Consider the following 21,159-nt stretch of genomic DNA (forward strand, 5'->3'; position numbering starts at 1 on the left):
CCGGACGATGACGGCGATGACCGCGGCGGCCGCCTGGCAGGCCGACCTGGAACGCGACTTCCCGCAGCGCCTGGTGCGCCACGGCGAAACCGTCGCCGCTGTGCGCGAGGCCGGCGCAACCGACGCACCGGCGCTGGTGCTGCTGCATGGCATCGGCTCCGGCGCGGCCTCCTGGCTGCCGCTGGCGCAACGCCTGAAGGACCGCGCGCGGATCATCGCCTGGGACGCCCCCGGCTACGGCGAGTCGACGCCGCTGGCCGAGGCCGCGCCGCGGGCGGAGGCCTACATGGGCCGCCTGCGCGAACTGCTGGATGCGCTGGGTGTGCGGCGTTGCCTGCTGCTCGGCCATTCCCTGGGCGCGATGGCCGCCCTGGCCCTGGCCAATGCCGAGCCGCAGCGCGTGGCCCGCCTGGTGCTGCTCAGCCCCGCGCGCGGCTACGGCGCACGCCCGGGCGAAGGCGAGGCGGTACGCAGCCGGCGCCTCGCCGGGCTGGCCAGCGAAGGCATCGCCGGCCTCGCCGAGCGCCGCGCGCCGGCCATGCTCGGCGCCAACCCGGGCGCCGCGGCGCTGGCCTGGGTGCGCTGGAACATGGCGCGGCTCAGGCCCCACGGCTACCGCCAGGCGGTGGAGCTGCTGTGCGGCGACGACCTGCTGCGCCTGGGCCGCCCGCCCGTGCCCAGCGAGGTGCTGTGCGGCAGCGAGGACGGCATCACCCCGCCCGCCGCCTGCCGCGAAGTCGCCGAAGCGCTGGCGGCGCCCTTCCAGCTCATACCCGGGGCCGGCCACGCCAGCCCCATCGAATGCCCCGAAGCCCTGGCCGGGCTGCTTGCCCGGCTTCTCGAGCACTGCCAAGGACTGAAACCATGAGTACCGACACCCTCAACGAACCCCAGGAACGCTACATGGTTCCGGGGCTGGAGCGCGGCCTGACGCTGCTGGGCGAGTTCACCCGCCACGACCGCACCCTCACCGCCCCGGAGCTGGCGCGCCGCCTGCAGTTGCCGCGCACCACCATCTTCCGCCTGCTGGCCACCCTCGAGGCCCTGGGCTTCGTCACCCGCAGCGGCAACGAATACCGCCTGGGCATGGCGGTGCTGCGCCTGGGCTTCGAGTACCTGGCCTCGCTGGAACTCACCGAGCTGGGCCAGCCGATCCTGCGGCGCCTGTGCGACGCCATCGGCTACTCCTGCAACCTGGTGGTACGCGACGGGCGCAACATCGTCTACGTGGCGAAGATCTCGCCGCCGTCGATCCTCACCAGCGCGGTCAACGTCGGCACCCGCCTGCCGGCCCACGCCACGGTGCTCGGGCGCATCCTCCTGGAGGACCTGGACCTCGCCGCGCTGCGCGAGCTGTACCCGGAGAAACAGCTGGAACGCTTCTCCGAGGGCACCCCGCGCAACGCCGAGGAACTCTTCGACCTGGTGCAGAACGACCGCCTGCGCGGCTACGCCCTCAGCGAAGGCTTCTTCGAGGCGAGCATCTCCACCGTCGCCGCGCCGGTGCGCGACCACACCGGGCGGGTCTGCGCCGCCATGGGCGTGACCATCCCCGCCACGCGCATCGCCGAGCACCTGCTGGAGCCGCTGGTGCGCCAGGTGCGCAACAGCGCCGAGGAACTCTCCGGCCTGCTCGGGCACATGCCCAACCCCAACGTGCTGTCGCTGCAGAGGGTCCACCCATGAGCCTGTGCGACCTCAGCGGCCGCGTCGCCGTGGTCACCGGCGGCAGCTCCGGCATCGGCCTGGCCACCGTCGAACTGCTGCTGGAAGCCGGCGCCGCAGTGGCCTTCTGCGGCCGCGACGGCGAGCGCCTGGCACAGGCCGAGGCCGGGCTGCGCCAGCGCTTCCCCGAGGCGCGCCTGCTGGCCGCCACCTGCGACGTGCTCGACGCCGGCCAGGTGCGCGGCTTCGCCGCGCGCTGCCAGGCACAGCTGGGCGCCGCCAGCATGCTGGTGTGCAACGCCGGGCAGGGCCGCGTCTCCACCTTCGCGCAGACCAGCGACGAAGCCTGGCGCGAGGAACTGGAGCTGAAGTTCTTCTCGGTGATCCACCCGGTGCGCGCCTTCCTCGAACAACTGGAAGGCCAGCCCGACGCCGCCATCGTCTGCACCAACTCGCTGCTCGCCAGCCAGCCGGAGCCGCACATGGTCTGCACCTCGGCGGCCCGCGCCGGGCTGAAGAACCTGGTGCGCTCGCTGGCCTGCGAGTTCGCGCCCAAGGGCATCCGCGTCAACGGCATCCTCATCGGCCTGGTGGAGTCCGGCCAGTGGCGCCGGCGCTTCGAGGCCCGCGAGCAGCGCGAGCAGGACTGGGCGCAGTGGACCGCGCAACTGGCCCGCCAGAAGCAGATTCCCCTCGGCCGCCTGGGCCTGCCGCGCGAAGCCGCCAATGCCCTGCTGTTCCTCGTTTCACCGCTGTCGGCCTACACCACCGGCAGCCACATCGATGTATCCGGAGGCCTGTCCCGCCATGCGTAACGAAAACCCGGTCACCGTGGGCGCCGTCGTCGCCGCCTTCCTCGAGCAGTGCGGGGTCAAGGCCGCCTTCGGGGTGATCTCGATCCACAACATGCCGATCCTCGATGCCTTCGCCAGCCGCGGCAACCTCCGCTTCGTGATGGCCCGCGGCGAGGCCGGCGCCACCAACATGGCCGACGCCTATGCCCGCGCCAACGGCAGCCTGGGCGTGTGCCTGACCTCCACCGGCACCGCCGCCGGCAATGCCGCCGGCGCCCTGGTCGAGGCGCTCACCGCCGGCACCCCGCTGCTGCACCTGACCGGGCAGATCGAGACGCCCTACCTGGACCAGGACCTGGCCTACATCCACGAGGCCCGCGACCAGTTGGCCATGCTCAAGGCGGTGTCCAAGGCGGCCTTCCGCGTGCGCAGCGCCGAGACCGCCCTGAGCACCCTCAAGCTCGCCGTGCAGACCGCCCTGAGCGCGCCGGCCGGGCCGGTCAGCGTGGAGATCCCGATCGACATCCAGTCCGCCCATATCCCCATGCCCGAAGACCTGGCGCCGCTGCCGGTGCCGGTCGCCGTGCCCACCGCCGAGGCCCTGGACCGCGTCGCCGAGCGCCTGGCCGGCGCACGGCGGCCGATGCTCTGGCTCGGCGGCGGCGCCCGCCACGCCGGGCGCGAGGTGAAGCGCCTGATGGACCTGGGCATCGGTGTCATCACCTCGACCCAGGGCCGCGGCGTGGTCAACGAGGACGACCCGCGCTGCCTCGGCGCCTTCTCCCAGAACAAACAGGTGGAAGCCTTCCTGCAGGGCTGCGACGCACTGCTGGTGGCCGGTTCGCGGCTGCGCAGCAACGAGACCTTCAAGTACGCCCTGAAGCTGCCCCAGGTGACCTACCGCATCGACGCCAACCCGGCCATCGAGGGCCGCTGCTACAACAGCGAGCTGTTCATCTGCGGCGACTCGGCGCTGGCCCTCGCCGGCCTGGCCGACCGCCTGGAGGGGCGGCTGCAGGTCGAGCCCGGCTTCCGCGACGAACTGCGCGGGATTCGCGAACGCTCCCGCGCACAACTGATGGACGAGCTGGGCCCCTACGCCTCGATGGTCGAACAGCTGCAGGGCATGACCGGCCGCGACTTCACCTGGGTGCGCGACGTGACCCTGTCCAACAGCATCTGGGGCAACCGCCTGATCCACCTGTTCCACCCCCAGGCCGGCATCCACGCCCTCGGCGGCGGCATCGGCCAGGGCCTGGCCATGGGCATAGGCGCGGCCATCGCGGCGGCGGAGAACGCCCCGCAGCGCAAGGTCTTCGCCCTCTGCGGCGACGGCGGCTTCATCCTCAACCTGGGCGAGATCGCCACCCTGGTGCAGGAAAAGGCCAAGGTGGTGATCCTGCTGATGAACGACCAGCGCTACGGCGTGATCCGCAACATCCAGGACGCCGTGTACGGCGGCCGACACTGCTACGTCGACCTGCACACCCCGGACTACGCGCGCCTGGCCGAGTCCGTGGGCCTGCGCCACGCGCGCATCAACGACCTCAAGGACTTCGCCGGCGTGCTGGAAAGCGCCCAGGCCAGCGACGGCCCCTTCCTGCTGGAAGTGGACATGTGCGCGGTGGGCAACTTCGCCAAGGCCTTCGCCGGCCCGCCGAACATGGAAACCCGCCACCAGAAGGCCACGGCCTGAGGACCCTGCCATGCTGCACATCGCCATGATCGGCTGCGGCGCCATCGGCCTCAGCGTGCTGGAACTGCTCAAGGACGACCGCGACCTGGCGCTCGACCAGGTGGTGGTCCCCGCCGGCCACCTCGACCAGGCGCGCCAGCGCCTGGCCGGCATCGCCGCCCAGGCCCGCGTCGGCGAGGCGCTGGACTACGCCCGGCGCCCCGACCTGCTGGTGGAATGCGCCGGCCACGCGGCCCTGGCCGAACACGTGATCCCGGCCCTGGAACGCGGCATCCCGTGCCTGCTGGTGTCCATCGGCGCGCTCTCCGAGGACGGCCTGGCCGCGCGCCTGGAAGACGCCGCGCGGCGTGGCGGCACCCGGGTGGAACTGCTCTCCGGGGCCATCGGCGGCATCGACGCGCTGGCCGCGGCCCGGGTCGCCGGGCTGGACTCGGTGGTCTACAGCGGACGCAAGCCGAGCCGCGCCTGGAAGGGCACGCCGGCCGACGAGCGCTTCGACCTCGACGGCCTCACCGAACCCACGGTGATCTTCGAAGGCAGCGCCCGCGAGGCCTCCTCGCGCTACCCGAAGAACGCCAACGTCGCCGCCACCCTGTCGCTGGCCGGCCTGGGCCTGGACGCCACCCGCGTGCGCCTGATCGCCGACCCCACCAGCGAGGAGAACGTGCACCACTACCAGGCCCGCGGCGCCTTCGGCGAATTCGAGATGACGCTGCGCGGCAAGCCGCTGGCGGCCAACCCCAAGACCTCGATGCTGACCGTGCTCAGCATCGTCCGCGCGCTGGGCAACCACGCCCACGCCGTTTCCATCTGAGGACAGCGCCATGCTCGATCTCGACGCCATCCAACCCATCTGCATCGCCGGCCAGTGGCGCCTGGGCAGCGGCGACCTCTACGCCAGCCACTACCCGGCCGACGGCTCGGTGGTCGCGCGCCTGCACGCCGCCGGCCTGGCCGACGTGGAGGAAGCCATCCAGGGCGCCCAGCGCGCCTTCCTCCACAGCGGCTGGGCGCAGCGCAAGCCCCACGAACGCGCCGCGGTGCTGTACCGCGTGGCGCAGCTGATCCGCGAGCACGCCGAGGCACTGGCGCAACTGCAGCGCCTGGACAACGGCAAGCCGATCCGCGAGACCCGCGCCCTGGTCGCCAGCGCCGCCGCCACCTTCCAGTTCTTCGCCGCGGCCTGCGAGACACTGGAGGAAAGCATCACCCCCTCGCGTGGCGACTACCTGAGCATGAGCCTGTACGAGCCCATGGGCGTGGTCGCCGCCATCACCCCGTGGAACTCGCCGATCGCCTCCGAGGCGCAGAAGCTGGCGCCGGCCCTGGCCGCCGGCAATGCGGTGCTGATCAAGCCGGCGGAGATCACCCCGCTGGCGGCCCTGGCCCTGGCGCGCCTGTGCATCCAGGCCGGGGTGCCGGCCGGGCTGCTCAGCGTGCTGCCGGGCAAGGGCTCGCTGATCGGCGACGCCATCACCCGCCACCCGCTGGTCAAGCGCGTGTCCTTCACCGGCGGCACCCGCACCGGCAAGCACATCGCGCGCATCGCCGCGGACAAGATGATGCCGGTGTCCATGGAGCTGGGCGGCAAGTCGCCGACCATCGTCCTCGAAGACGCCGACCTCGACCACGCGGTGGCCGGGGTGCTCTACGGCATCTTCAGCAGCTCGGGGGAATCCTGCATCGCCGGCTCGCGGCTGTTCGTCGCCCGGCCGCTGTACGAACCCTTCCTGCAACGCCTGGTCGAAGGCGCCGAGCGCCTGCGCATCGGCGACCCGGCCGACGAGGCTACGCAGATGGGGCCGCTGATCAGCGAGCGCCACCGCGAAAGCGTCGAGCGCTACGTCGACCTCGGCCTGTCCGAGGGCGGGCGCCTGCTCGCCGGCGGCCGCTGCCCGGAAGGCAAGGCGTACGAGCGCGGCTGGTACTACACCCCGACCATCATTGATGGCCTGCGCAACGGCGCGCGCCTGTGCCAGGAAGAGGTGTTCGGCCCGGTGCTGGTGGCCCTGCCCTTCGACGACGAGCGCCAGCTCGTCGAGCAGGCCAACGACAGCGTCTATGCCCTCGCCGCCGGCATCTGGAGCCGCGACTTCCAGCGCGCCTGGCGCCTGGGCCGCGCGGTGCAGGCCGGCACCGTGTGGATCAACACCTACAAGCAGTTCTCCATCGCCACCCCCTTCGGTGGCTGGAACGACAGTGGCCTGGGCCGTGAGAAAGGCCGCCTGGGCATCCTCCAGTACATGGAGCAGAAAGCCCTGTACTGGGGCCTCAACCAGCAGCCCATCGCCTGGGCCGGAGCGACAGCATGAGCGTACTTGGCATCGACGAGATCACCTACGGCGTGGAAGACCTGCCGCGCTGCCGGCGCTTCTTCGAGGACTGGGGCCTGGCCCTGGTCGGCGAGCAGCCCGATGAAGTGGTCTTCGAAACCCTCAACGGCTGCCGCGTGGTGCTCGCCGCCCTGGACAAGCCCGGCCTGCCGCCGGCCATCGAGCCCGGCTCGACGGTGCGCGAGGTGGTCTGGGGCGTCGAAAGCGCCGACGACCTGGCGCGCTACGCCAGCCGCATCGCCGCGGCGCCGGACTTCGTCGAGGGCGGCGGGCGCATCGGCTGCACCGACCCCAACGGCCTGGCGATCCGCCTGCAGGTCACCCGCAAGCGCGAACTGGTGCTGGAGGAGTGCGGCGCGCACAACACCTGGAACAGCAAGGCGCGGATCAACAAGCCCAGCCCGGTGTACGAGCGCGCCACCCCGGTGGAGGTCGGCCACGTGGTGTTCTTCGTCAAGGACGTCAACGCCTGCGAGGCCTTCTACCGCGAGGCCTTCGGCTTCCAGACCTCGGACCGCTACCCCGGCCGCGGGGCCTTCCTGCGCACCGCCGAGGAAGGCGGCCACCACGACCTGTTCATGCTCCAGCTGCCGGCCCCGCGCGCCGGGCTGAACCACGTCGCCTTCACCGTGCGCGACATCAACGAGGTGTTCGGCGGCGGCATGCACATCGCCCGCTGCGGCTGGGACACCGAGATCGGCCCGGGCCGCCACCCGGTGTCCTCGGCGTTCTTCTGGTACTTCAGGAATCCCGCCGGCGCGCTGGTGGAGTACTACGCCGACGAGGACCAGCTGACCGGCGACTGGCAGCCGCGCAGCTTCGAACCCGGCCCCACGGTGTTCGCCGAATGGGCCATCGCCGGCGGCCTGGACGGTGTCACCCGGCGGCAGAAAGGCGCCGAGGGTCCGCAAGGCAAATTCCTGACCGAAAAGAACAAGAACTGAGGAGAAAGCCCATGTCCAAGCTGAAGATCGGCGTGCTCGGCGCCGGCATCGGCGGCCTGTGCGCCGCCATCGCCCTGCTGCGCGCCGGGCATGACGTCATCGTCTACGAACAGGCCAAGGCGTTCCTGCGCGTCGGCGCCGACATCAACCTCACGCCCAACGCGGTCAAGGCCATCGATGGCCTGGGCGTCGGCGAAGCGGTGCGCGCCAGCGCGGCGCGCCCCACCCACCGCATCAGCCGCACCTGGGACAGCGGCGAGGAAACCTCGCGCCTGGAAATGGCCGACGCCGCCGAGCGCAAGTACGGCGCGCCGCAGCTGACCATCCACCGCGCCGACCTGCTGGCCGCCCTGGCCGCGGCCTTCCCCCTGGAGCGCGTGCGCTTCGCCCACCGCGCGCAGTCGGTGCGCCAGGCGGCCGACGGCGTGCACATCGAGTTCGCCGACGGTGGCCAGGAGCGCGTCGACGTGCTGATCGGCGCCGACGGCATCCACTCGGTGGTGCGCAGCGCGCTGTTCGGCGAGGAACACCCGCGCTTCACCGGGGTGGTCGCCTACCGCGCCGTGGTGCCGGCGGTGAAGGTCGCCCAGGTGCCGCACATCCAGGCCTTCACCAAATGGTGGGGGCCCAACCCGCAGAGCCAGATCGTCACCTTCCCGCTCAACCGCGGCCGCGACATCTTCATCTTCGCCACCACCACCCAGGACAGCTGGCACCTGGAAAGCTGGACCACCCAGGGCAGCGTCGAGGAACTGCGCGAAAGCTACGCCCACTACCACCCGCACGCCCGCGCCCTGCTGGAAGCCTGCGACGAAGTCCTGAAGACCGCGCTGTACGAACGCGACCCGCTGCCCTACTGGACCCGCGACAACCTGGTGCTGCTCGGCGACGCCTGCCACCCGATGATGCCGTTCATGGCCCAGGGCGCCGGCCAGGCCATCGAGGACGCCGTGGTGCTCGGCCGCATGCTCGCCGGTGTCAGCGCCCCGGCCGGCGTCTCGGCGGCGCTCAAGGCCTACCAGGACGCCCGCCTGGAGCGCACCAGCCAGATCCAGATCGGCTCGCGCGGCAACCAGTGGCTCAAGGCCGGCGGCAACGCCGACTGGGTCTATGGCTACGACGCCTGGGCCATCCCCGTCGACCACGCGGCCTGAGGAACGAGCATGAGCGAAACCCTGCTGCTCACCGTGCTGCTGCGCCACGACCAGTCGAAGAACCTGGAGGACATCCAGGCCCACATGAAAAAGATGGACTGGTGGGAACGCTTCCCCGGCGAAGGCGTGGAGATCGTCTCCTGGACCGTGGCCATGGGCCTGGGCCAGATCGTCACCCTGCGTCTGCCGCCGGCGCTGCTGCCGCGCGTCAACGTCGAACTGGAGCGCTCCGCCTGGGGCGTGTTCCGCACCGAATGCTACCCGACCTACGACTTCGTCCCGGTGCGCGAAAGCATCCGCGAACGGGTCCGCAATGGAGGCCAATGAAATGACCGAGCCCTACAACGAGACGCACCAGTCGCGCAGCCGCCCGAGCACGCCCTTCGAGGACCTGCTGGGCGACTCCATCGAGCGCGCCTACGCCGCCGGCAGGCACGACCTGCCGAGCCTGCTGGAGCACCTGAACCTGGCCGGCCCGCCATGCCCGCTGACTACCGGCGAGTGGACCGAAGACGCCTACAAGACCCTGATGGCCCGCCTGGGCGAATAACGGGCGAGGAACGAGAAAAATGACCGCGCAACTGACCGTCGATCCTGTCGAGAAGATCCTGGCCAATGGCCTGAAGAACCTCTGGTTCCCCGTCCTCCCCTCGCACCTGCTGGCCGACAAACCGGTGTCCGTCCGCCGCCTGGGCTACAAGATCGCCCTCTGGCGCGACAACGATGGCAGCGTCCACGCCCTTGAGGACCACTGCCCGCACCGCGGCGCGCCGCTGTCCCTCGGACCGGTGCTGGGCGACCGCCTGCAGTGCCCCTACCACGGCGTCGAGGTGCGCTGCGACGGCACCGTCACCAAGGTCCCCGGCAGCCCCGGCTGCAAGCTCGAGGGCAGCCGCCCGACGCGCATGTTCCACGTCCGCGAGGCGGCCGGCGCGATCTTCCTCTACAACGCCGCCGACCCGCACCTGGAGACTCCGCCGGAACTGGTGCTGCCCGAGCAGCTGACCTCGCCCGAATGGAGCAGCTTCATCTGCTACACCGAGTGGCGCGGCGACTACCGCTACGTCATCGACAACGTCATGGACCCGATGCACGGCACCTACCTGCACAAGATGTCCCACTCCATGAGCGAGGGCGCGGCCAGCGCGAAGTTCGTCACCCGCGACACCGAGCAGGGCTTCGTCTTCGAGAAGGAAGGCCAGCGCGGGGTGAACTTCGACTGGACCGAGTTCGTCGACAACGGCTGCCACTGGCTGCGCCTGGAAATCCCCTACCCGAAGACCGGCGGCCCGGGCGGCAACTTCACCATCGTCGGCAGCTACACGCCCAGCAGCCCGCAGCTGTGCGCGGTATTCCACTGGCGCTGCCGGCCGCTCACCGGCTGGCAGCGCGACACCTGGCGCTTCCTCTACAAGAACCGCCTGGAGGCGCGCCACTGGGCGGTGCTGGAGCAGGACCGGGTGTTGCTGGAGCACATGGAGCCGGACGCCAACCAGCGCGAGAACCTCTACCAGCACGACCTGGGCGTGGTGCGCATCCGCCGCTACCTCAAGAGCAAGGCCAAGGAACAACTGGAGCTGATCGAGGCCCGCCAGCTATGAGCGCAATCGTCCGCGTGAAGGCCGAGGCGCTGGCGGAGCCGGCCGGCGCCAGCTGGTCCAACGCCCTGCGCATCGGCAACGAGGTGGTGATGTCCGGCATGACCGGGCACCCCGCCACCCGCCAGGCCGCCGAGCGCGGCGAACCGCTGGGCGCCTACGAGCAGACGCTGCTGGTGCTGGGCAAGTGCAAGGCCCTGGTCGAGGCCGCCGGCGGCCACGTCGGCAATCTCTACCGGCTGAACGTCTACGTCACCGACATCGCCGCCAAGGACGAGGTCGGCCGCGCCCGCCGCGACTTCTTCGCCGGCCAGGCCTGCTATCCCACCTCCACCCTGGTGGAGGTCAGCGGCCTGGTGTTCCCCGAACTGCGCGTCGAGATCGAGGCCAGCGCGCGCCTGGACGTCGATCTGCGCACCGCCGAGGTACTGCCATGAGCAACGCAACCATCCCGGCGCTGGTGCACACCCTGCGCCACGAGGCCGAAGGCATCATGAGCGTGGAACTGCGCCCCTGGGGCGACACCCGCCTCCCGCCCTTCGAGGCCGGCTCGCACATCGACCTGCACCTGCCCAACGGCCTGGTGCGCAGCTACTCGCTGCTCAACTCGCCCAGCGACCAGGGGCGCTACGTGGTCGGCATCCTGCGCGACCGCAACAGCCGCGGCGGCTCGCGCTGGGTGCACGACAACCTGCGCGTCGGCACCCAGCTGCAGATCTCGGCGCCGCGCAACAACTTCGCCCTGGACGCCAGCGCCAGCCACAGCGTGCTGGTGGCCGGCGGCATCGGCATCACGCCGATCTACTGCATGTTCCGCCAGTTGCTCGCCCTCGGCCGCTCCGCCGAGCTGATCTACTGCGCCCGCTCGCGCCGCGAGGCCGCGCTGCTGGAGGAACTGCGCAGCCTCGACGCCCGGCTGCAGCTGCACTTCGACGACGAGAAAGGCGTGCCGCCGGACCTGGCCACCTACCTGGCCGGCCGCCCCGCCGACGCGCACTTCTACTGCTGCGGCCCCACGCCCATGCTCGATGCCTTCGAACGCACCTGCGAGGCCCTGGGCTACCCCAACGCGCACATCGAGCGCTTCGCCGCCGTCGAGCAGGCCGCCGCGGACGATGCGCTGGACAGCTACGAGGTGGAACTGCGCAAGAGCGGCAAGCACCTGCGCATGGAGGCCGGCATGGTGCTGCTGGACGCGCTGCTGGAACAAGGCTGCGACCTCGACTACAGCTGCCGCGAAGGCGTCTGCGGCTCCTGCGAGGTGAAGGTGCTGGAAGGCGAGGTGGACCACCGCGACGGTGTGCTGACCAAGGCCGAGCGCGCGGCCAACCGGTCGATGATGGTCTGCGTCTCGGGCTGCCGCAGCCGGCGCCTGGTGCTCGACCTGTAGCCCTCCCCGCCCTGCACGAAACGGCAGCCCATGGCTGCCGTTTTCGTTTCCGCCGGCGTTTCCCAACGCACCAGATTCGGCCCCAGCGCCCCGCGCCTGTGCATCCGTGTAACACCGACTCCGGGCCGTTTCACGGGTGGTCAAAACGTCAGCGTTTCACAGATAACACATTGATAGATAAAGAAAATATTCAAGCGAACGGCCACTCGTCCATGGCATGGAAACTGCTCCCTTCCTCGAGCTGGAAATTGAAACGTTGATTCATACAAGAAACAAGACAACCGGCCTTCGCGAAGCTGCGTGCGGTCCGCCAGGACCCACTTCCGGGGCCGCCTTTTCCGAGGTGATGCTTCCATGTCGAGACCTACCCTGCTGGCCGCACTCGCGCTGGCGTACACGCCCCTGCTGTTCGCCACCGAGCCCGGCCCGGCGCCGACCATCAGCCAGGGCATGAAGGACAAGCCCTTCCCGCACATTTCCTGGCGCAGCGAGGACGGCGACGCCAGCCTGGACATCGGCGGCGCGCTGCGCGCCAACTACCGCTACGAGGACTGGGACAGCAGCATCAACCGCCCGGCGCGCTGGCTGTTCGACACCTTCCGCCTGGACGTGCAGGGCCGCTACGAGCGGTTCAGCGTCGACGCCGGCTACTGGTTCCAGGACCGCAACAAGCGCGCGGTGGACCGCGCCTACCTCGGCTACCGCTTCGACGAGCGCTCCGACCTGCAGGTGGGCGCCCCGGCCAGGCCCTTCGGCCTGCTGCCCTACCCCCAGTTCGGTTGGAGCTACCACATCCCGTTCTTCCTCGGCTTCGGCGTCAACACCGGCACCGGCCTGAAGTACGGCTACAAGGACAGCGACTGGGACTTCCAGGCCGCCTACTACCCGCGGATGCTGCCCTCGAGCATCCGCTACGCCCCGGAAGTCGGGCGCTACGCGGACCTCAAGGACAACGCCATCCCGGCGCTGCACGGCCGCCAGGACAACGAGAAGCGCGACCAGGTCAACCTGCGCCTGGCGCGCAGCTTCCAGGCCGGCGACTGGCACAACGAGCTGGGCGCCTCGCTGGCCGCCTCGCGGTTGTACAACGCCACCACCGACAACAACGGCAGCTTCTGGGCCGCCGGCGCCCACGGGGTATTCAAGAACGGGCCCTGGACGATCTCGACCCAGGCGATCCGCTACGAGTACGACCCGAAGAACCCCAGCGGCGTCAGCGACGATGCCGTGCTCATGGGCGGCAACGGCCTGACGCCGGCCTTCCTGATCGCGGCCAAGGGCAGCATCGGCGGGCTCAACGTCGGCTACGACGTCGCCACGCCCTGGCTGGGGCCGGTGAAGAAGGTGAAGCTGTACAACGACTACAGCCGGCTGTGGAAGGACAAACGCGGCTGGGACGACTCGCAGATGTACACCGCCGGCATCCAGTTCTTCGCCCTGCCGGTGATGGTCTGGCTGGACTTCACCTGGGCGCGCAACGCCAACCCCTGGGGCGGCGCGGAGAACGGCACGGGCTGGACCTCGACCACCTCCTCGGGCAGCAACGACTGGTATTTCCGCACCAACCTGAACATCGGCTACTACTTCTGAGCCGGGCGGCGGGGCCGGGCTCGCGCCTGGCCCCGCCGGCCCTCAGAAGCGCTCCGCCGCCTGGGCGTGGCGCCGCGCCTCGTCCTGCTCCAGGCTCTGGCGGTAGGCGTGGGCTTCCTGCTCGCTGTAGAACACGCCGACCAGCAGGCCCTGCTGGTGCACGTCCCAGCAGCGCCGGCCGAGGGCGCGGAATTCGCGGGATTTGTGGTCTTCGTCGCGCTCGGTGACAACTACGCTCATCGTTCTTCTCCGTTGTTTGACTTGCATCAAGGCGGAGTCAGATTCACTTAATTAGCCAGCTAACGAAATAGCCGAATCAGCAAAGGTTTTTTGCGAAAAGCGTGGGGAACGCGAGCCCCTCTCTGCCCTACGCCAAGCCCTCCCATGCCGTAGGGCGAATAACCGTTCGCGGTTATCCGCCGTTGGCCGTGCCACCGGGATGTCCGGCATGGCCGGTGAATCCAATCGCGGACAAGGTCCTACGACCGTGCTTCCTGGAATCGTAGGAGCGAGCTTGCTCGCGAACGGCGTTTCCCGGCGGCCACGGTGCTTGGGGTTGGTTCCGCCCCCTCTCCCCAACCCTCTCCCTGAAGGGAGAGGGGGCCGTCCGGCGTAGGCGGAAGGTTCGGTGTCAACCTGTAGGAGCGGACGCTTTGCAGGCAGGCATGAAAAAGCCCGGCATCCCCTGGGGGAATGCCGGGCTTCTTTGCGAACAGTCCGACGCTTAGAACGGAATGTCGTCGTCGAAGCTGTCGTAGTCGGCGGCCGGCTGCGGGGCCGGGGCCTGCTGTTGCGGGGCCGGGCGCGGGGCCTGTTGCGGGCGCTGCTGGGGTTCGCGCGGCGCGCGCGGGGCGTCGTCGCCGCCGGCGCCCGGACGGCCGCCGAGCAGTTGCATGTTGCCGTTGATGTCCACCACGATCTCGGTGGTGTAGCGGTCCTGACCGTCCTGGCCCTGCCACTTGCGGGTGCGCAGGCTGCCTTCGACGTAGATCTGCGAGCCCTTGCGCACGTACTCGGCGACGATCTCCGCCAGGCGGCCGAAGAACACCACGCGGTGCCATTCGGTACGTTCCTGCTGCTGGCCGGTCTGCTTGTCCTTCCAGCTCTCGCTGGTGGCCAGGGTGACGTTGGTCACCGCGTTGCCGTTGGGCAGGTAGCGGGTTTCCGGATCGCCACCGACGTTACCAACCAGAATGACTTTGTTAACCCCACGGGCCATGACGCTCTCCTAAAGGCTTCAGCACGTCGCCGGCTCGGCGCCTGCCAGGCGCTCGAGGGACGTGCGATCCACTTGTTGGGAATCTACTTTGACATAAGCGGCGGCCTCTTCGGCGACCACCATCACATCGCTCACACCGGGCAATGCCTTGAAACGCTCGGCCAACGAGGCATCGCGCAGCGCCTCGTCAGACAGGGGCAGGCGGATGCTCGTTACATACGGCGGTTCGCGCATGGTAACAGCAATCGCCAGCCAGATGGCAGCCAGCGCCGCGCAGCCGATGAACACACCGTCCAGCCCGCCGTGCTGGAACATCCAGCCGCCGAGGATGCCGCCCACAGCGGCGCCGAGGAACTGGCTGGTGGAGTACACGCCCATCGCCGTGCCCTTGCCGCCGGCCGGCGACACCTTGCTCACCAGCGACGGCAGCGAGGCCTCCAGCAGGTTGAAGGCGGTGAAGTAGACGACGATGCCGAACAGCAGTTCCTTCAGGCTGTAGCCGAACTCCCAGAAGAACAGTTCGCACAGCAGCAGGGTGGCCACCGCGCCGGCCAGCACGCGCTTCATCTGGCGCTTCTTCTCGGCGTAGATGATGAACGGCACCATGCCGAAGAAGCCCACCAGCAGCGCGGTCAGGTAGACCCACCAGTGCTCTTCCTTGGGCAGCCCGGCGCGCTCCACCAGGGCCAGCGGCAGGGCCACGAAGCTGGCCATGAGGATGGCGTGCAGCACCAGGATGCCGGCGTCCAGGCGCAGCAGGTCGGCATTCTTCAGGGTCGGGATCAGCGCCTGGGCGGCCACGCTGGATTCGCGGTGCTGCAGGCGGTGGTCCGGGCTAGGGACGAAGAACAGGATGATCAGCAGGCCGACCAGGGCCATGCCAGCGGTGAACCAGAACAGCCCGTGCAGGCCGAACAGGTGCGTCAGCACCGGGCCGGCGACCATGGCCACGGCGAAGGACACGCCGATGCTCATGCCGATGGTGGCCATGGCCTTGGTGCGGTGCTGCTCGCGGGTGAGGTCGGAGAGCATGGCCATGACCGCGGCGGAGATCGCCCCGGCGCCCTGGATCACCCGCCCGGCGATGACGCCCCAGATGCCGTCGGCGTTGGCCGCCACGGCCGCGCCGAGGGCGAACACCAGCAGGCCGACGACGATGATCGGCCGGCGGCCGATGCGGTCGGACAGGGTGCCCAGGGGTATCTGCAGGATGGCCTGGGTCAGGCCGTAGGCGCCGATGGCCAGGCCGATCAGCGCCGGGGTCGCGCCGGTCAGGTCCTGGCCGTAGGTAGCCAGGACCGGCAGGACCATGAACATGCCGAGCATGCGGAACGCGAAGACCAGGGAAAGGCCGACGGCCGCGCGGGTTTCGGTGCCACTCATGCGCTCAGTGTGGGTATCGTGCATAAGTCCCTCAGGGGAATGACTGGAGCGGGCTTGTGCTTCTTGCTCCCGCAATGGCGTGCCCATCCGTTCCCGGATGGCCGGCTGCCGCCGACGCCGAAAAATAGCCGGGCATTCTAGCAGCCCTGCCGCCCGACGGCACAGACGCGCCACTTTGCCGCGTACCGGCGGGGAAACGTATACTCAGCGGTTTTCGCCCGCCATGCGAGGCCGCTGTGGACAAGATCCTCATCCGTGGGGCACGTACCCACAACCTGAAGAACATCGACCTGACCCTGCCCCGCGACAAGCTGATCGTGATCACCGGCCTGTCCGGCTCCGGCAAGTCCTCCCTGGCCTTCGACACCCTCTACGCCGAGGGCCAGCGCCGCTACGTGGAGTCCCTGTCGGCCTATGCCCGGCAGTTCCTCTCGATGATGGAAAAACCCGACGTCGACACCATCGAGGGTCTGTCGCCGGCGATTTCCATCGAGCAGAAGTCCACTTCGCACAACCCGCGCTCCACCGTGGGCACCATCACCGAGATCTACGACTACCTGCGCCTGCTCTACGCCCGCGTCGGCATCCCGCGCTGCCCGGACCACGACATCCCGCTGGAGGCGCAGACCGTCAGCCAGATGGTCGACCAGGTGCTGGCGCTGCCCGAGGGCCGCCGGCTGATGCTGCTGGCCCCGGTGATCCGCGAACGCAAGGGCGAGCACCTGGCGGTATTCGAGGAGATGCGCGCCCAGGGCTTCGTCCGCGCGCGGGTCGACGGCAAGCTCTACGAGCTGGACGAGCTGCCCAAGCTGGACAAGAAGCAGAAGCACTCCATCGACGTGGTGGTGGACCGCTTCAAGGTCCGCGGCGACCTGCAGCAGCGCCTGGCGGAGTCCTTCGAGACGGCCATCAACCTGGCCGACGGCATCGCCCTGGTGGCGCCCCTCCCCGACGAAGACGACAAGAAGCAAGGGGAGGAAGGCGAGGAGATGATCTTCTCCGCGCGCTTCGCCTGCCCGGTGTGCGGCCACTCCATCAGCGAGCTGGAACCCAAGCTGTTCTCCTTCAACAACCCCGCCGGCGCCTGCCCCACCTGCGACGGCCTGGGCGTGAAGCAGTTCTTCGACGCGCGCCGGGTGGTCAACGACGAGCTGACCCTGGCCGAGGGCGCCATCCGCGGCTGGGACAGGCGCAACGTCTACTACTTCCAGATGCTCGGCTCGCTGGCCGCGCACTTCGGCTTCAGCCTGGAGGTGCCCTTCCAGGAGCTCTCCGCCGAGCACCAGAAGTTCATCCTGAACGGTTCGGGCCGCGAGAACGTCGAGTTCCGCTACCTCAACGACCGCGGCGACATCGTCAAGCGCGCCCACCCCTTCGAGGGCATCCTGCCGAACCTGGAGCGCCGCTACCGCGAGACCGAGTCCATGACCGTGCGCGAGGAGCTGGCCAAGTTCCTCAGCACCCAGCCCTGCCCGGACTGCCACGGCACCCGCCTGCGCCGCGAGGCGCGCCACGTGTGGGTGGGCGACAGGACCCTGCCGGCGGTCACCGCCATGCCGGTGGGCGAGGCCTGCGACTATGCCTCGGGCCTGACCCTGACCGGCCGCCGCGGCGAGATCGCGGCGAAGATCCTCAAGGAGATCCGCGAGCGCCTGCAGTTCCTGGTCAACGTCGGCCTCGACTACCTGACCCTCGACCGCAGCGCCGACACCCTGTCCGGCGGCGAGGCCCAGCGCATCCGCCTGGCCAGCCAGATCGGCGCCGGCCTGGTGGGGGTGATGTACATCCTCGACGAGCCCTCCATCGGCCTGCACCAGCGCGACAACGAGCGCCTGCTGGCCACCCTCACCCACCTGCGCAACCTGGGCAACACGGTGATAGTGGTGGAGCACGACGAGGACGCCATCCGCCTCGCCGACTACGTGGTGGACATCGGCCCCGGCGCCGGTGTGCACGGCGGGCGGATCGTCGCCGAGGGCACCCCCGAGCAGGTCATGAGCCACCCGGACTCGGTCACCGGCAAGTACCTCTCCGGCCGCCAGAAGATCGTGGTGCCGGCCACGCGCACGCCGCGCAACAAGAAGCAGTTGCTAAAGCTCAAGGGCGCGCGCGGCAACAACCTGCGCAACGTCAACCTGGAGCTGCCGGTCGGCCTGTTCACCTGCGTCACCGGCGTGTCCGGCTCGGGCAAGTCGACGCTGATCAACAACACCCTGTTCCCGATCACCGCCACCGCGCTGAACGGCGCCACCAGCCTGGAGGTCGCGCCCTACGATTCCTTCGACGGCCTGCAGCACCTGGACAAGGTGGTGGACATCGACCAGAGCCCGATCGGCCGCACCCCGCGCTCGAACCCGGCGACCTACACCGGCCTGTTCACCCCCATCCGCGAGCTGTTCGCCGGGGTGCCGGAAGCCCGCTCGCGCGGCTACGGCCCGGGGCGCTTCTCGTTCAACGTCAAGGGCGGCCGCTGCGAGGCCTGCCAGGGCGACGGCGTGATCAAGGTGGAGATGCACTTCCTGCCGGACATCTACGTGCCCTGCGACGTCTGCAAGGGCAAGCGCTACAACCGCGAGACGCTGGAGATCCGCTACAAGGGCAAGAGCATCACCGAGGTGCTGGACATGACCATCGAGGACGCCCGGGCGTTCTTCGACGCCGTGCCGGCCATCGCCCGCAAGCTGCAGACGCTGATCGACGTGGGCCTGTCGTACATCAAGCTGGGGCAGAGCGCGACCACCCTGTCCGGCGGCGAGGCTCAGCGGGTGAAGCTGTCCCGCGAGCTGTCCAAGCGCGATACCGGCAAGACCCTGTACATCCTCGACGAGCCGACCACCGGCCTGCACTTCGCGGACATCCAGCAGTTGCTCGACGTGCTGCACCGCCTGCGCGACCACGGCAACACAGTGGTAGTGATCGAGCACAACCTGGACGTGATCAAGACCGCCGACTGGCTGGTCGACCTCGGCCCCGAGGGCGGCTCCAAGGGTGGCCAGATCATCGCCAGCGGCACGCCGGAGCAGGTGGCGGAGATGGAGGCGTCGCACACCGGGCGCTTCCTCAAGCCGCTGCTGGAGCGCGATCGGGCCTGACAGGAAAAAACCCCGCCGAAGCGGGGCTTTCTCTTTTCAGCTGACGAACATCAGGCCAGGTCGAAACGGTCCAGGTTCATCACCTTGGTCCAGGCGGCGACGAAGTCCTTGACGAATTTCTCCTTGGCATCGCTGCTGGCGTAGACCTCGGCCAGCGCACGCAGCACCGAGTGCGAACCGAAGATCAGGTCGGCGCGGGTGCCGGTCCACTTCAGTTCGCCGCCCTTGCGGGCACGGCCTTCGAAGACTTCCGCGGAGCCGTCCACAGGCGCCCAGACGGTGCCCATGTCCAGCAGGTTGACGAAGAAGTCGTTGCTGAGCACGCCGGGCTTGTCGGTGAACACGCCGTGGGCACTGCCGTCGTAGTTGGCCCCCAGCACGCGCAGGCCGCCGAGGAGCACGGTCATTTCCGGCGCGGTCAGGGTCAGCAGCTGGGCCTTGTCGACCAGCAGCGCCTCGGTGGAAGTACCGGGGTTGGCGCTCTTGTAGTTGCGGAAGCCATCGGCGATGGGCTCGATCACCTCGAAGGACTGGACGTCGGTCTGGTCCTGGCGGGCGTCCACGCGGCCCGGGGCGAAGGGCACGTCGATGTTCACGCCGGCGGCCCGGGCAGCCTGCTCGACGCCCACGTTGCCGGCCAGCACGATCACGTCGGCCAGCGAGGCCTTGCCGGTGCTCCTCTGGATCTCATCGAGCTTGGCCAGCACCTTGGCCAGTTGCGGCGGGTTGTTGACCTCCCAGTCCTTCTGCGGCACCAGGCGAATGCGCGCGCCATTGGCGCCGCCGCGCTTGTCGCCACCGCGGAAGGTGGAGGCCGAGGCCCAGGCTGTGGACACCAGCTCGGCGATCGACAGGCCGGACTCGGCGATCTTCGCCTTCAGCTCGGCGATGTCCGCGGCGCTCGGGTTGTGCGTGGCCGGCGGCAGCGGGTCCTGCCAGATCAGCTCTTCCTTCGGCACTTCCGGGCCGAGGTAGCGGGCCTTCGGCCCCATGTCGCGGTGGGTCAGCTTGAACCAGGCGCGGGCGAAGGCGTCGGCGAAGGCCTGCGGGTCGTTGAGGAAGCGCCGCGAGATCTTGCCGAACTCGGGGTCGAAACGCAGGGTCAGGTCGGTGGTGAGCATGGTCGGCTTGCGCTTCTTCGACGGATCGAAGGGGTCGGGAATGATCTCCGGCGCGTCCTTGGCGACCCACTGGATGGCCCCGGCGGGCGAACGGGTCTGCTCCCATTCGTACTTGAACAGGTTTTCGAAGAAGAAGTTGCTCCACTGGGTGGGGGTCTGCGTCCACACCACCTCGATGCCGGAGGTGATGGCGTCGGCACCGACGCCGGAGCCGTAGCTGCTGGCCCAGCCCATGCCCTGTTGCTCCAGGCCCGCGGCTTCGGGCGCTGCGCCGACGTTATCGGCCGGGCCGGCGCCGTGGGTCTTGCCGAGGGTATGGCCGCCGGCGATCAGGGCGACGATTTCCTCGTCGTCCATCGCCATGTTGCCGAAGGTGGCACGGATGGCCGGCGCGGCCGAAAGCGGGTCGCCGCTGGCGTTCGGGCCTTCCGGGTTCACGTAGATCAGGCCCATCTCGGTGGCGGCCAGGGGGTTCTTGGCCAGGGCCTCGGGGTCGCGGTGCACCAGCCAGGCCTTCTCGTCGCCCCAGTTGACGTCGGTATCCGGCTCCCACACGTCCTCGCGGCCGGCGCCGAAACCGAAGGTACGGAAGCCCATGGTTTCCAGGGCCACGTTGCCGGCGAGCACCATCAGGTCGCCCCAGGAAATCTTCTGGCCATACTTCTGCTTGATCGGCCAGAGCAGGCGCCGCGCCTTGTCCAGGCTGACGTTGTCCGGCCAGGAGTTCAGCGGGGCGAAGCGTTGTTGCGCACGGCCGGCGCCGCCACGGCCGTCAGCGATGCGGTAGGTCCCGGCGGCGTGCCAGGCCATGCGGATCATCAGGCCGCCGTAGTGGCCCCAGTCGGCCGGCCACCATTCCTGGGAGTCGGTCATCAGGTGTTTCAGGTCGGCCTTCAGGGCCGAGTAGTCGAGTTTCTTGAACTCGTCGCGATAGTTGAACTTCTCGCCCAACGGGTTGGATCTTTCCGAATGCTGGTTCAGCACTTCCAGCTTCAGTTGATTCGGCCACCAGTCCTGGTTGGTGGTGCCGCCACCAGCAACATAATGGAACGGGCATTTCGCTTCATTCGACATTGCTTTCTCCTTTGTCCTCATCGGGTCGGTCTGATCGACAGCTTGCCGACGGTGGATTAAGACTAGTACCGCTCCGCTGAAGGGACCAATTTATGAAAAGCAACGG

General features: G+C 69.2%; 19 protein-coding genes. 15 read left to right on the top strand and 4 right to left on the bottom strand.

Going from position 1 to position 21,159, the window contains the following annotated elements; genetic code table 11:
• Positions 1–7 precede the first annotated feature (7 nt).
• From CHC02_RS21230 to CHC02_RS21295, 14 genes are all read left to right on the top strand, one after another.
• On the top strand, positions 8–868 hold the full coding sequence (locus tag CHC02_RS21230; RefSeq protein ID WP_244160959.1) for an alpha/beta fold hydrolase: 861 nt from the start codon (positions 8–10) through the stop codon (positions 866–868).
• Complete coding sequence (locus CHC02_RS21235; protein ID WP_089393418.1) at positions 865–1,686, top strand: IclR family transcriptional regulator; 822 nt, start codon at positions 865–867, stop codon at positions 1,684–1,686. The genes CHC02_RS21230 and CHC02_RS21235 overlap by 4 nt, the downstream gene beginning before the upstream one ends.
• Positions 1,683–2,480, top strand: a complete 798-nt coding sequence (locus tag CHC02_RS21240; RefSeq protein WP_089393419.1) for an SDR family oxidoreductase — start codon at positions 1,683–1,685, stop codon at positions 2,478–2,480. The genes CHC02_RS21235 and CHC02_RS21240 overlap by 4 nt, the downstream gene beginning before the upstream one ends.
• The gene (locus tag CHC02_RS21245; protein WP_089393420.1) at positions 2,473–4,155 is read left to right on the top strand and encodes a thiamine pyrophosphate-binding protein; all 1,683 of its coding nucleotides are present in this window, start codon (positions 2,473–2,475) and stop codon (positions 4,153–4,155) included. Before CHC02_RS21240 ends, CHC02_RS21245 begins: the two co-directional genes overlap by 8 nt.
• A gap of 10 nt (positions 4,156–4,165) precedes the next feature.
• Entirely contained in the window at positions 4,166–4,969 is an 804-nt protein-coding gene (locus CHC02_RS21250) for an aspartate dehydrogenase (protein ID WP_089393421.1), read from the top strand.
• Positions 4,970–4,979: 10 nt separating this feature from the next.
• A complete protein-coding gene (locus tag CHC02_RS21255) occupies positions 4,980–6,467 on the top strand; it encodes an aldehyde dehydrogenase (protein WP_089393422.1) in 1,488 nt (495 codons plus the stop codon).
• The gene (locus tag CHC02_RS21260; protein ID WP_089393423.1) at positions 6,464–7,432 is read left to right on the top strand and encodes a VOC family protein; all 969 of its coding nucleotides are present in this window, start codon (positions 6,464–6,466) and stop codon (positions 7,430–7,432) included. Before CHC02_RS21255 ends, CHC02_RS21260 begins: the two co-directional genes overlap by 4 nt.
• 11 nt (positions 7,433–7,443) lie before the next feature.
• The gene (locus CHC02_RS21265; protein WP_089393424.1) at positions 7,444–8,586 is read left to right on the top strand and encodes an FAD-dependent monooxygenase; all 1,143 of its coding nucleotides are present in this window, start codon (positions 7,444–7,446) and stop codon (positions 8,584–8,586) included.
• 9 nt (positions 8,587–8,595) lie between these two features.
• Positions 8,596–8,913, top strand: coding sequence for a hypothetical protein (locus CHC02_RS21270; RefSeq protein ID WP_089393425.1), 318 nt, complete (start codon positions 8,596–8,598; stop codon positions 8,911–8,913).
• A gap of 1 nt (position 8,914) precedes the next feature.
• Complete coding sequence (locus tag CHC02_RS21275; protein WP_089393426.1) at positions 8,915–9,136, top strand: recombinase-like helix-turn-helix domain-containing protein; 222 nt, start codon at positions 8,915–8,917, stop codon at positions 9,134–9,136.
• A 19-nt stretch (positions 9,137–9,155) separates the two neighbouring features.
• Positions 9,156–10,187 (top strand): aromatic ring-hydroxylating oxygenase subunit alpha, encoded by a 1,032-nt coding sequence (locus tag CHC02_RS21280; RefSeq protein ID WP_089393427.1) that lies wholly within the window; start codon positions 9,156–9,158, stop codon positions 10,185–10,187.
• Complete coding sequence (locus CHC02_RS21285) at positions 10,184–10,621, top strand: RidA family protein (RefSeq protein WP_089393428.1); 438 nt, start codon at positions 10,184–10,186, stop codon at positions 10,619–10,621. Before CHC02_RS21280 ends, CHC02_RS21285 begins: the two co-directional genes overlap by 4 nt.
• The gene (locus CHC02_RS21290) at positions 10,618–11,574 is read left to right on the top strand and encodes a PDR/VanB family oxidoreductase (protein WP_089393429.1); all 957 of its coding nucleotides are present in this window, start codon (positions 10,618–10,620) and stop codon (positions 11,572–11,574) included. The genes CHC02_RS21285 and CHC02_RS21290 overlap by 4 nt, the downstream gene beginning before the upstream one ends.
• A gap of 354 nt (positions 11,575–11,928) precedes the next feature.
• Positions 11,929–13,164: a hypothetical protein gene (locus CHC02_RS21295; protein ID WP_089393430.1), complete on the top strand. Its 1,236-nt coding sequence runs from the start codon at positions 11,929–11,931 to the stop codon at positions 13,162–13,164.
• 42 nt (positions 13,165–13,206) lie between these two features.
• On the opposite strand, the gene CHC02_RS21300 is transcribed toward CHC02_RS21295, so the two are convergent.
• From CHC02_RS21300 to CHC02_RS21310, 3 genes are all read right to left on the bottom strand, one after another.
• Entirely contained in the window at positions 13,207–13,404 is a 198-nt protein-coding gene (locus CHC02_RS21300) for a hypothetical protein (RefSeq protein ID WP_089393431.1), read from the bottom strand.
• 484 nt (positions 13,405–13,888) lie between these two features.
• On the bottom strand, positions 13,889–14,383 hold the full coding sequence (gene ssb / locus CHC02_RS21305) for a single-stranded DNA-binding protein (RefSeq protein WP_089393432.1): 495 nt from the start codon (positions 14,381–14,383) through the stop codon (positions 13,889–13,891).
• Between the two features lie 18 nt (positions 14,384–14,401).
• Positions 14,402–15,790, bottom strand: a complete 1,389-nt coding sequence (locus CHC02_RS21310) for an MFS transporter (RefSeq protein WP_089393433.1) — start codon at positions 15,788–15,790, stop codon at positions 14,402–14,404.
• 212 nt (positions 15,791–16,002) lie between these two features.
• Between CHC02_RS21310 and uvrA the strand changes: the two genes are divergently transcribed.
• Positions 16,003–18,858 carry an excinuclease ABC subunit UvrA gene (gene uvrA, locus CHC02_RS21315; RefSeq protein WP_089393434.1) on the top strand — a complete coding sequence of 952 codons (2,856 nt, stop codon included), beginning with the start codon at positions 16,003–16,005 and terminating at the stop codon, positions 18,856–18,858.
• Between the two features lie 50 nt (positions 18,859–18,908).
• On the opposite strand, the gene katG is transcribed toward uvrA, so the two are convergent.
• Positions 18,909–21,053, bottom strand: coding sequence for a catalase/peroxidase HPI (katG, locus tag CHC02_RS21320; RefSeq protein WP_176450339.1), 2,145 nt, complete (start codon positions 21,051–21,053; stop codon positions 18,909–18,911).
• Positions 21,054–21,159 lie beyond the last annotated feature (106 nt).

It is taken from the genome of Pseudomonas delhiensis (genome assembly GCF_900187975.1).
In the GTDB taxonomy this organism is placed as follows: Bacteria; Pseudomonadota; Gammaproteobacteria; order Pseudomonadales; family Pseudomonadaceae; genus Pseudomonas; species Pseudomonas delhiensis.

What these genes read in the sequence shown, in the direction of transcription:
- CHC02_RS21230 (WP_244160959.1), top strand. Translation starts at nt 8, where the DNA reads ATGACGGCGATGACCGCGGCGGCCGCCTGGCAGGCCGACCTGGAACGC.
- CHC02_RS21235 (WP_089393418.1), top strand. Translation starts at nt 865, where the DNA reads ATGAGTACCGACACCCTCAACGAACCCCAGGAACGCTACATGGTTCCG.
- CHC02_RS21240 (WP_089393419.1), top strand. Translation starts at nt 1,683, where the DNA reads ATGAGCCTGTGCGACCTCAGCGGCCGCGTCGCCGTGGTCACCGGCGGC.
- CHC02_RS21245 (WP_089393420.1), top strand. Translation starts at nt 2,473, where the DNA reads ATGCGTAACGAAAACCCGGTCACCGTGGGCGCCGTCGTCGCCGCCTTC.
- CHC02_RS21250 (WP_089393421.1), top strand. Translation starts at nt 4,166, where the DNA reads ATGCTGCACATCGCCATGATCGGCTGCGGCGCCATCGGCCTCAGCGTG.
- CHC02_RS21255 (WP_089393422.1), top strand. Translation starts at nt 4,980, where the DNA reads ATGCTCGATCTCGACGCCATCCAACCCATCTGCATCGCCGGCCAGTGG.
- CHC02_RS21260 (WP_089393423.1), top strand. Translation starts at nt 6,464, where the DNA reads ATGAGCGTACTTGGCATCGACGAGATCACCTACGGCGTGGAAGACCTG.
- CHC02_RS21265 (WP_089393424.1), top strand. Translation starts at nt 7,444, where the DNA reads ATGTCCAAGCTGAAGATCGGCGTGCTCGGCGCCGGCATCGGCGGCCTG.
- CHC02_RS21270 (WP_089393425.1), top strand. Translation starts at nt 8,596, where the DNA reads ATGAGCGAAACCCTGCTGCTCACCGTGCTGCTGCGCCACGACCAGTCG.
- CHC02_RS21275 (WP_089393426.1), top strand. Translation starts at nt 8,915, where the DNA reads ATGACCGAGCCCTACAACGAGACGCACCAGTCGCGCAGCCGCCCGAGC.
- CHC02_RS21280 (WP_089393427.1), top strand. Translation starts at nt 9,156, where the DNA reads ATGACCGCGCAACTGACCGTCGATCCTGTCGAGAAGATCCTGGCCAAT.
- CHC02_RS21285 (WP_089393428.1), top strand. Translation starts at nt 10,184, where the DNA reads ATGAGCGCAATCGTCCGCGTGAAGGCCGAGGCGCTGGCGGAGCCGGCC.
- CHC02_RS21290 (WP_089393429.1), top strand. Translation starts at nt 10,618, where the DNA reads ATGAGCAACGCAACCATCCCGGCGCTGGTGCACACCCTGCGCCACGAG.
- CHC02_RS21295 (WP_089393430.1), top strand. Translation starts at nt 11,929, where the DNA reads ATGTCGAGACCTACCCTGCTGGCCGCACTCGCGCTGGCGTACACGCCC.
- CHC02_RS21300 (WP_089393431.1), bottom strand. Translation starts at nt 13,404, where the DNA reads ATGAGCGTAGTTGTCACCGAGCGCGACGAAGACCACAAATCCCGCGAA.
- ssb (WP_089393432.1), bottom strand. Translation starts at nt 14,383, where the DNA reads ATGGCCCGTGGGGTTAACAAAGTCATTCTGGTTGGTAACGTCGGTGGC.
- CHC02_RS21310 (WP_089393433.1), bottom strand. Translation starts at nt 15,790, where the DNA reads ATGCACGATACCCACACTGAGCGCATGAGTGGCACCGAAACCCGCGCG.
- katG (WP_176450339.1), bottom strand. Translation starts at nt 21,053, where the DNA reads ATGTCGAATGAAGCGAAATGCCCGTTCCATTATGTTGCTGGTGGCGGC.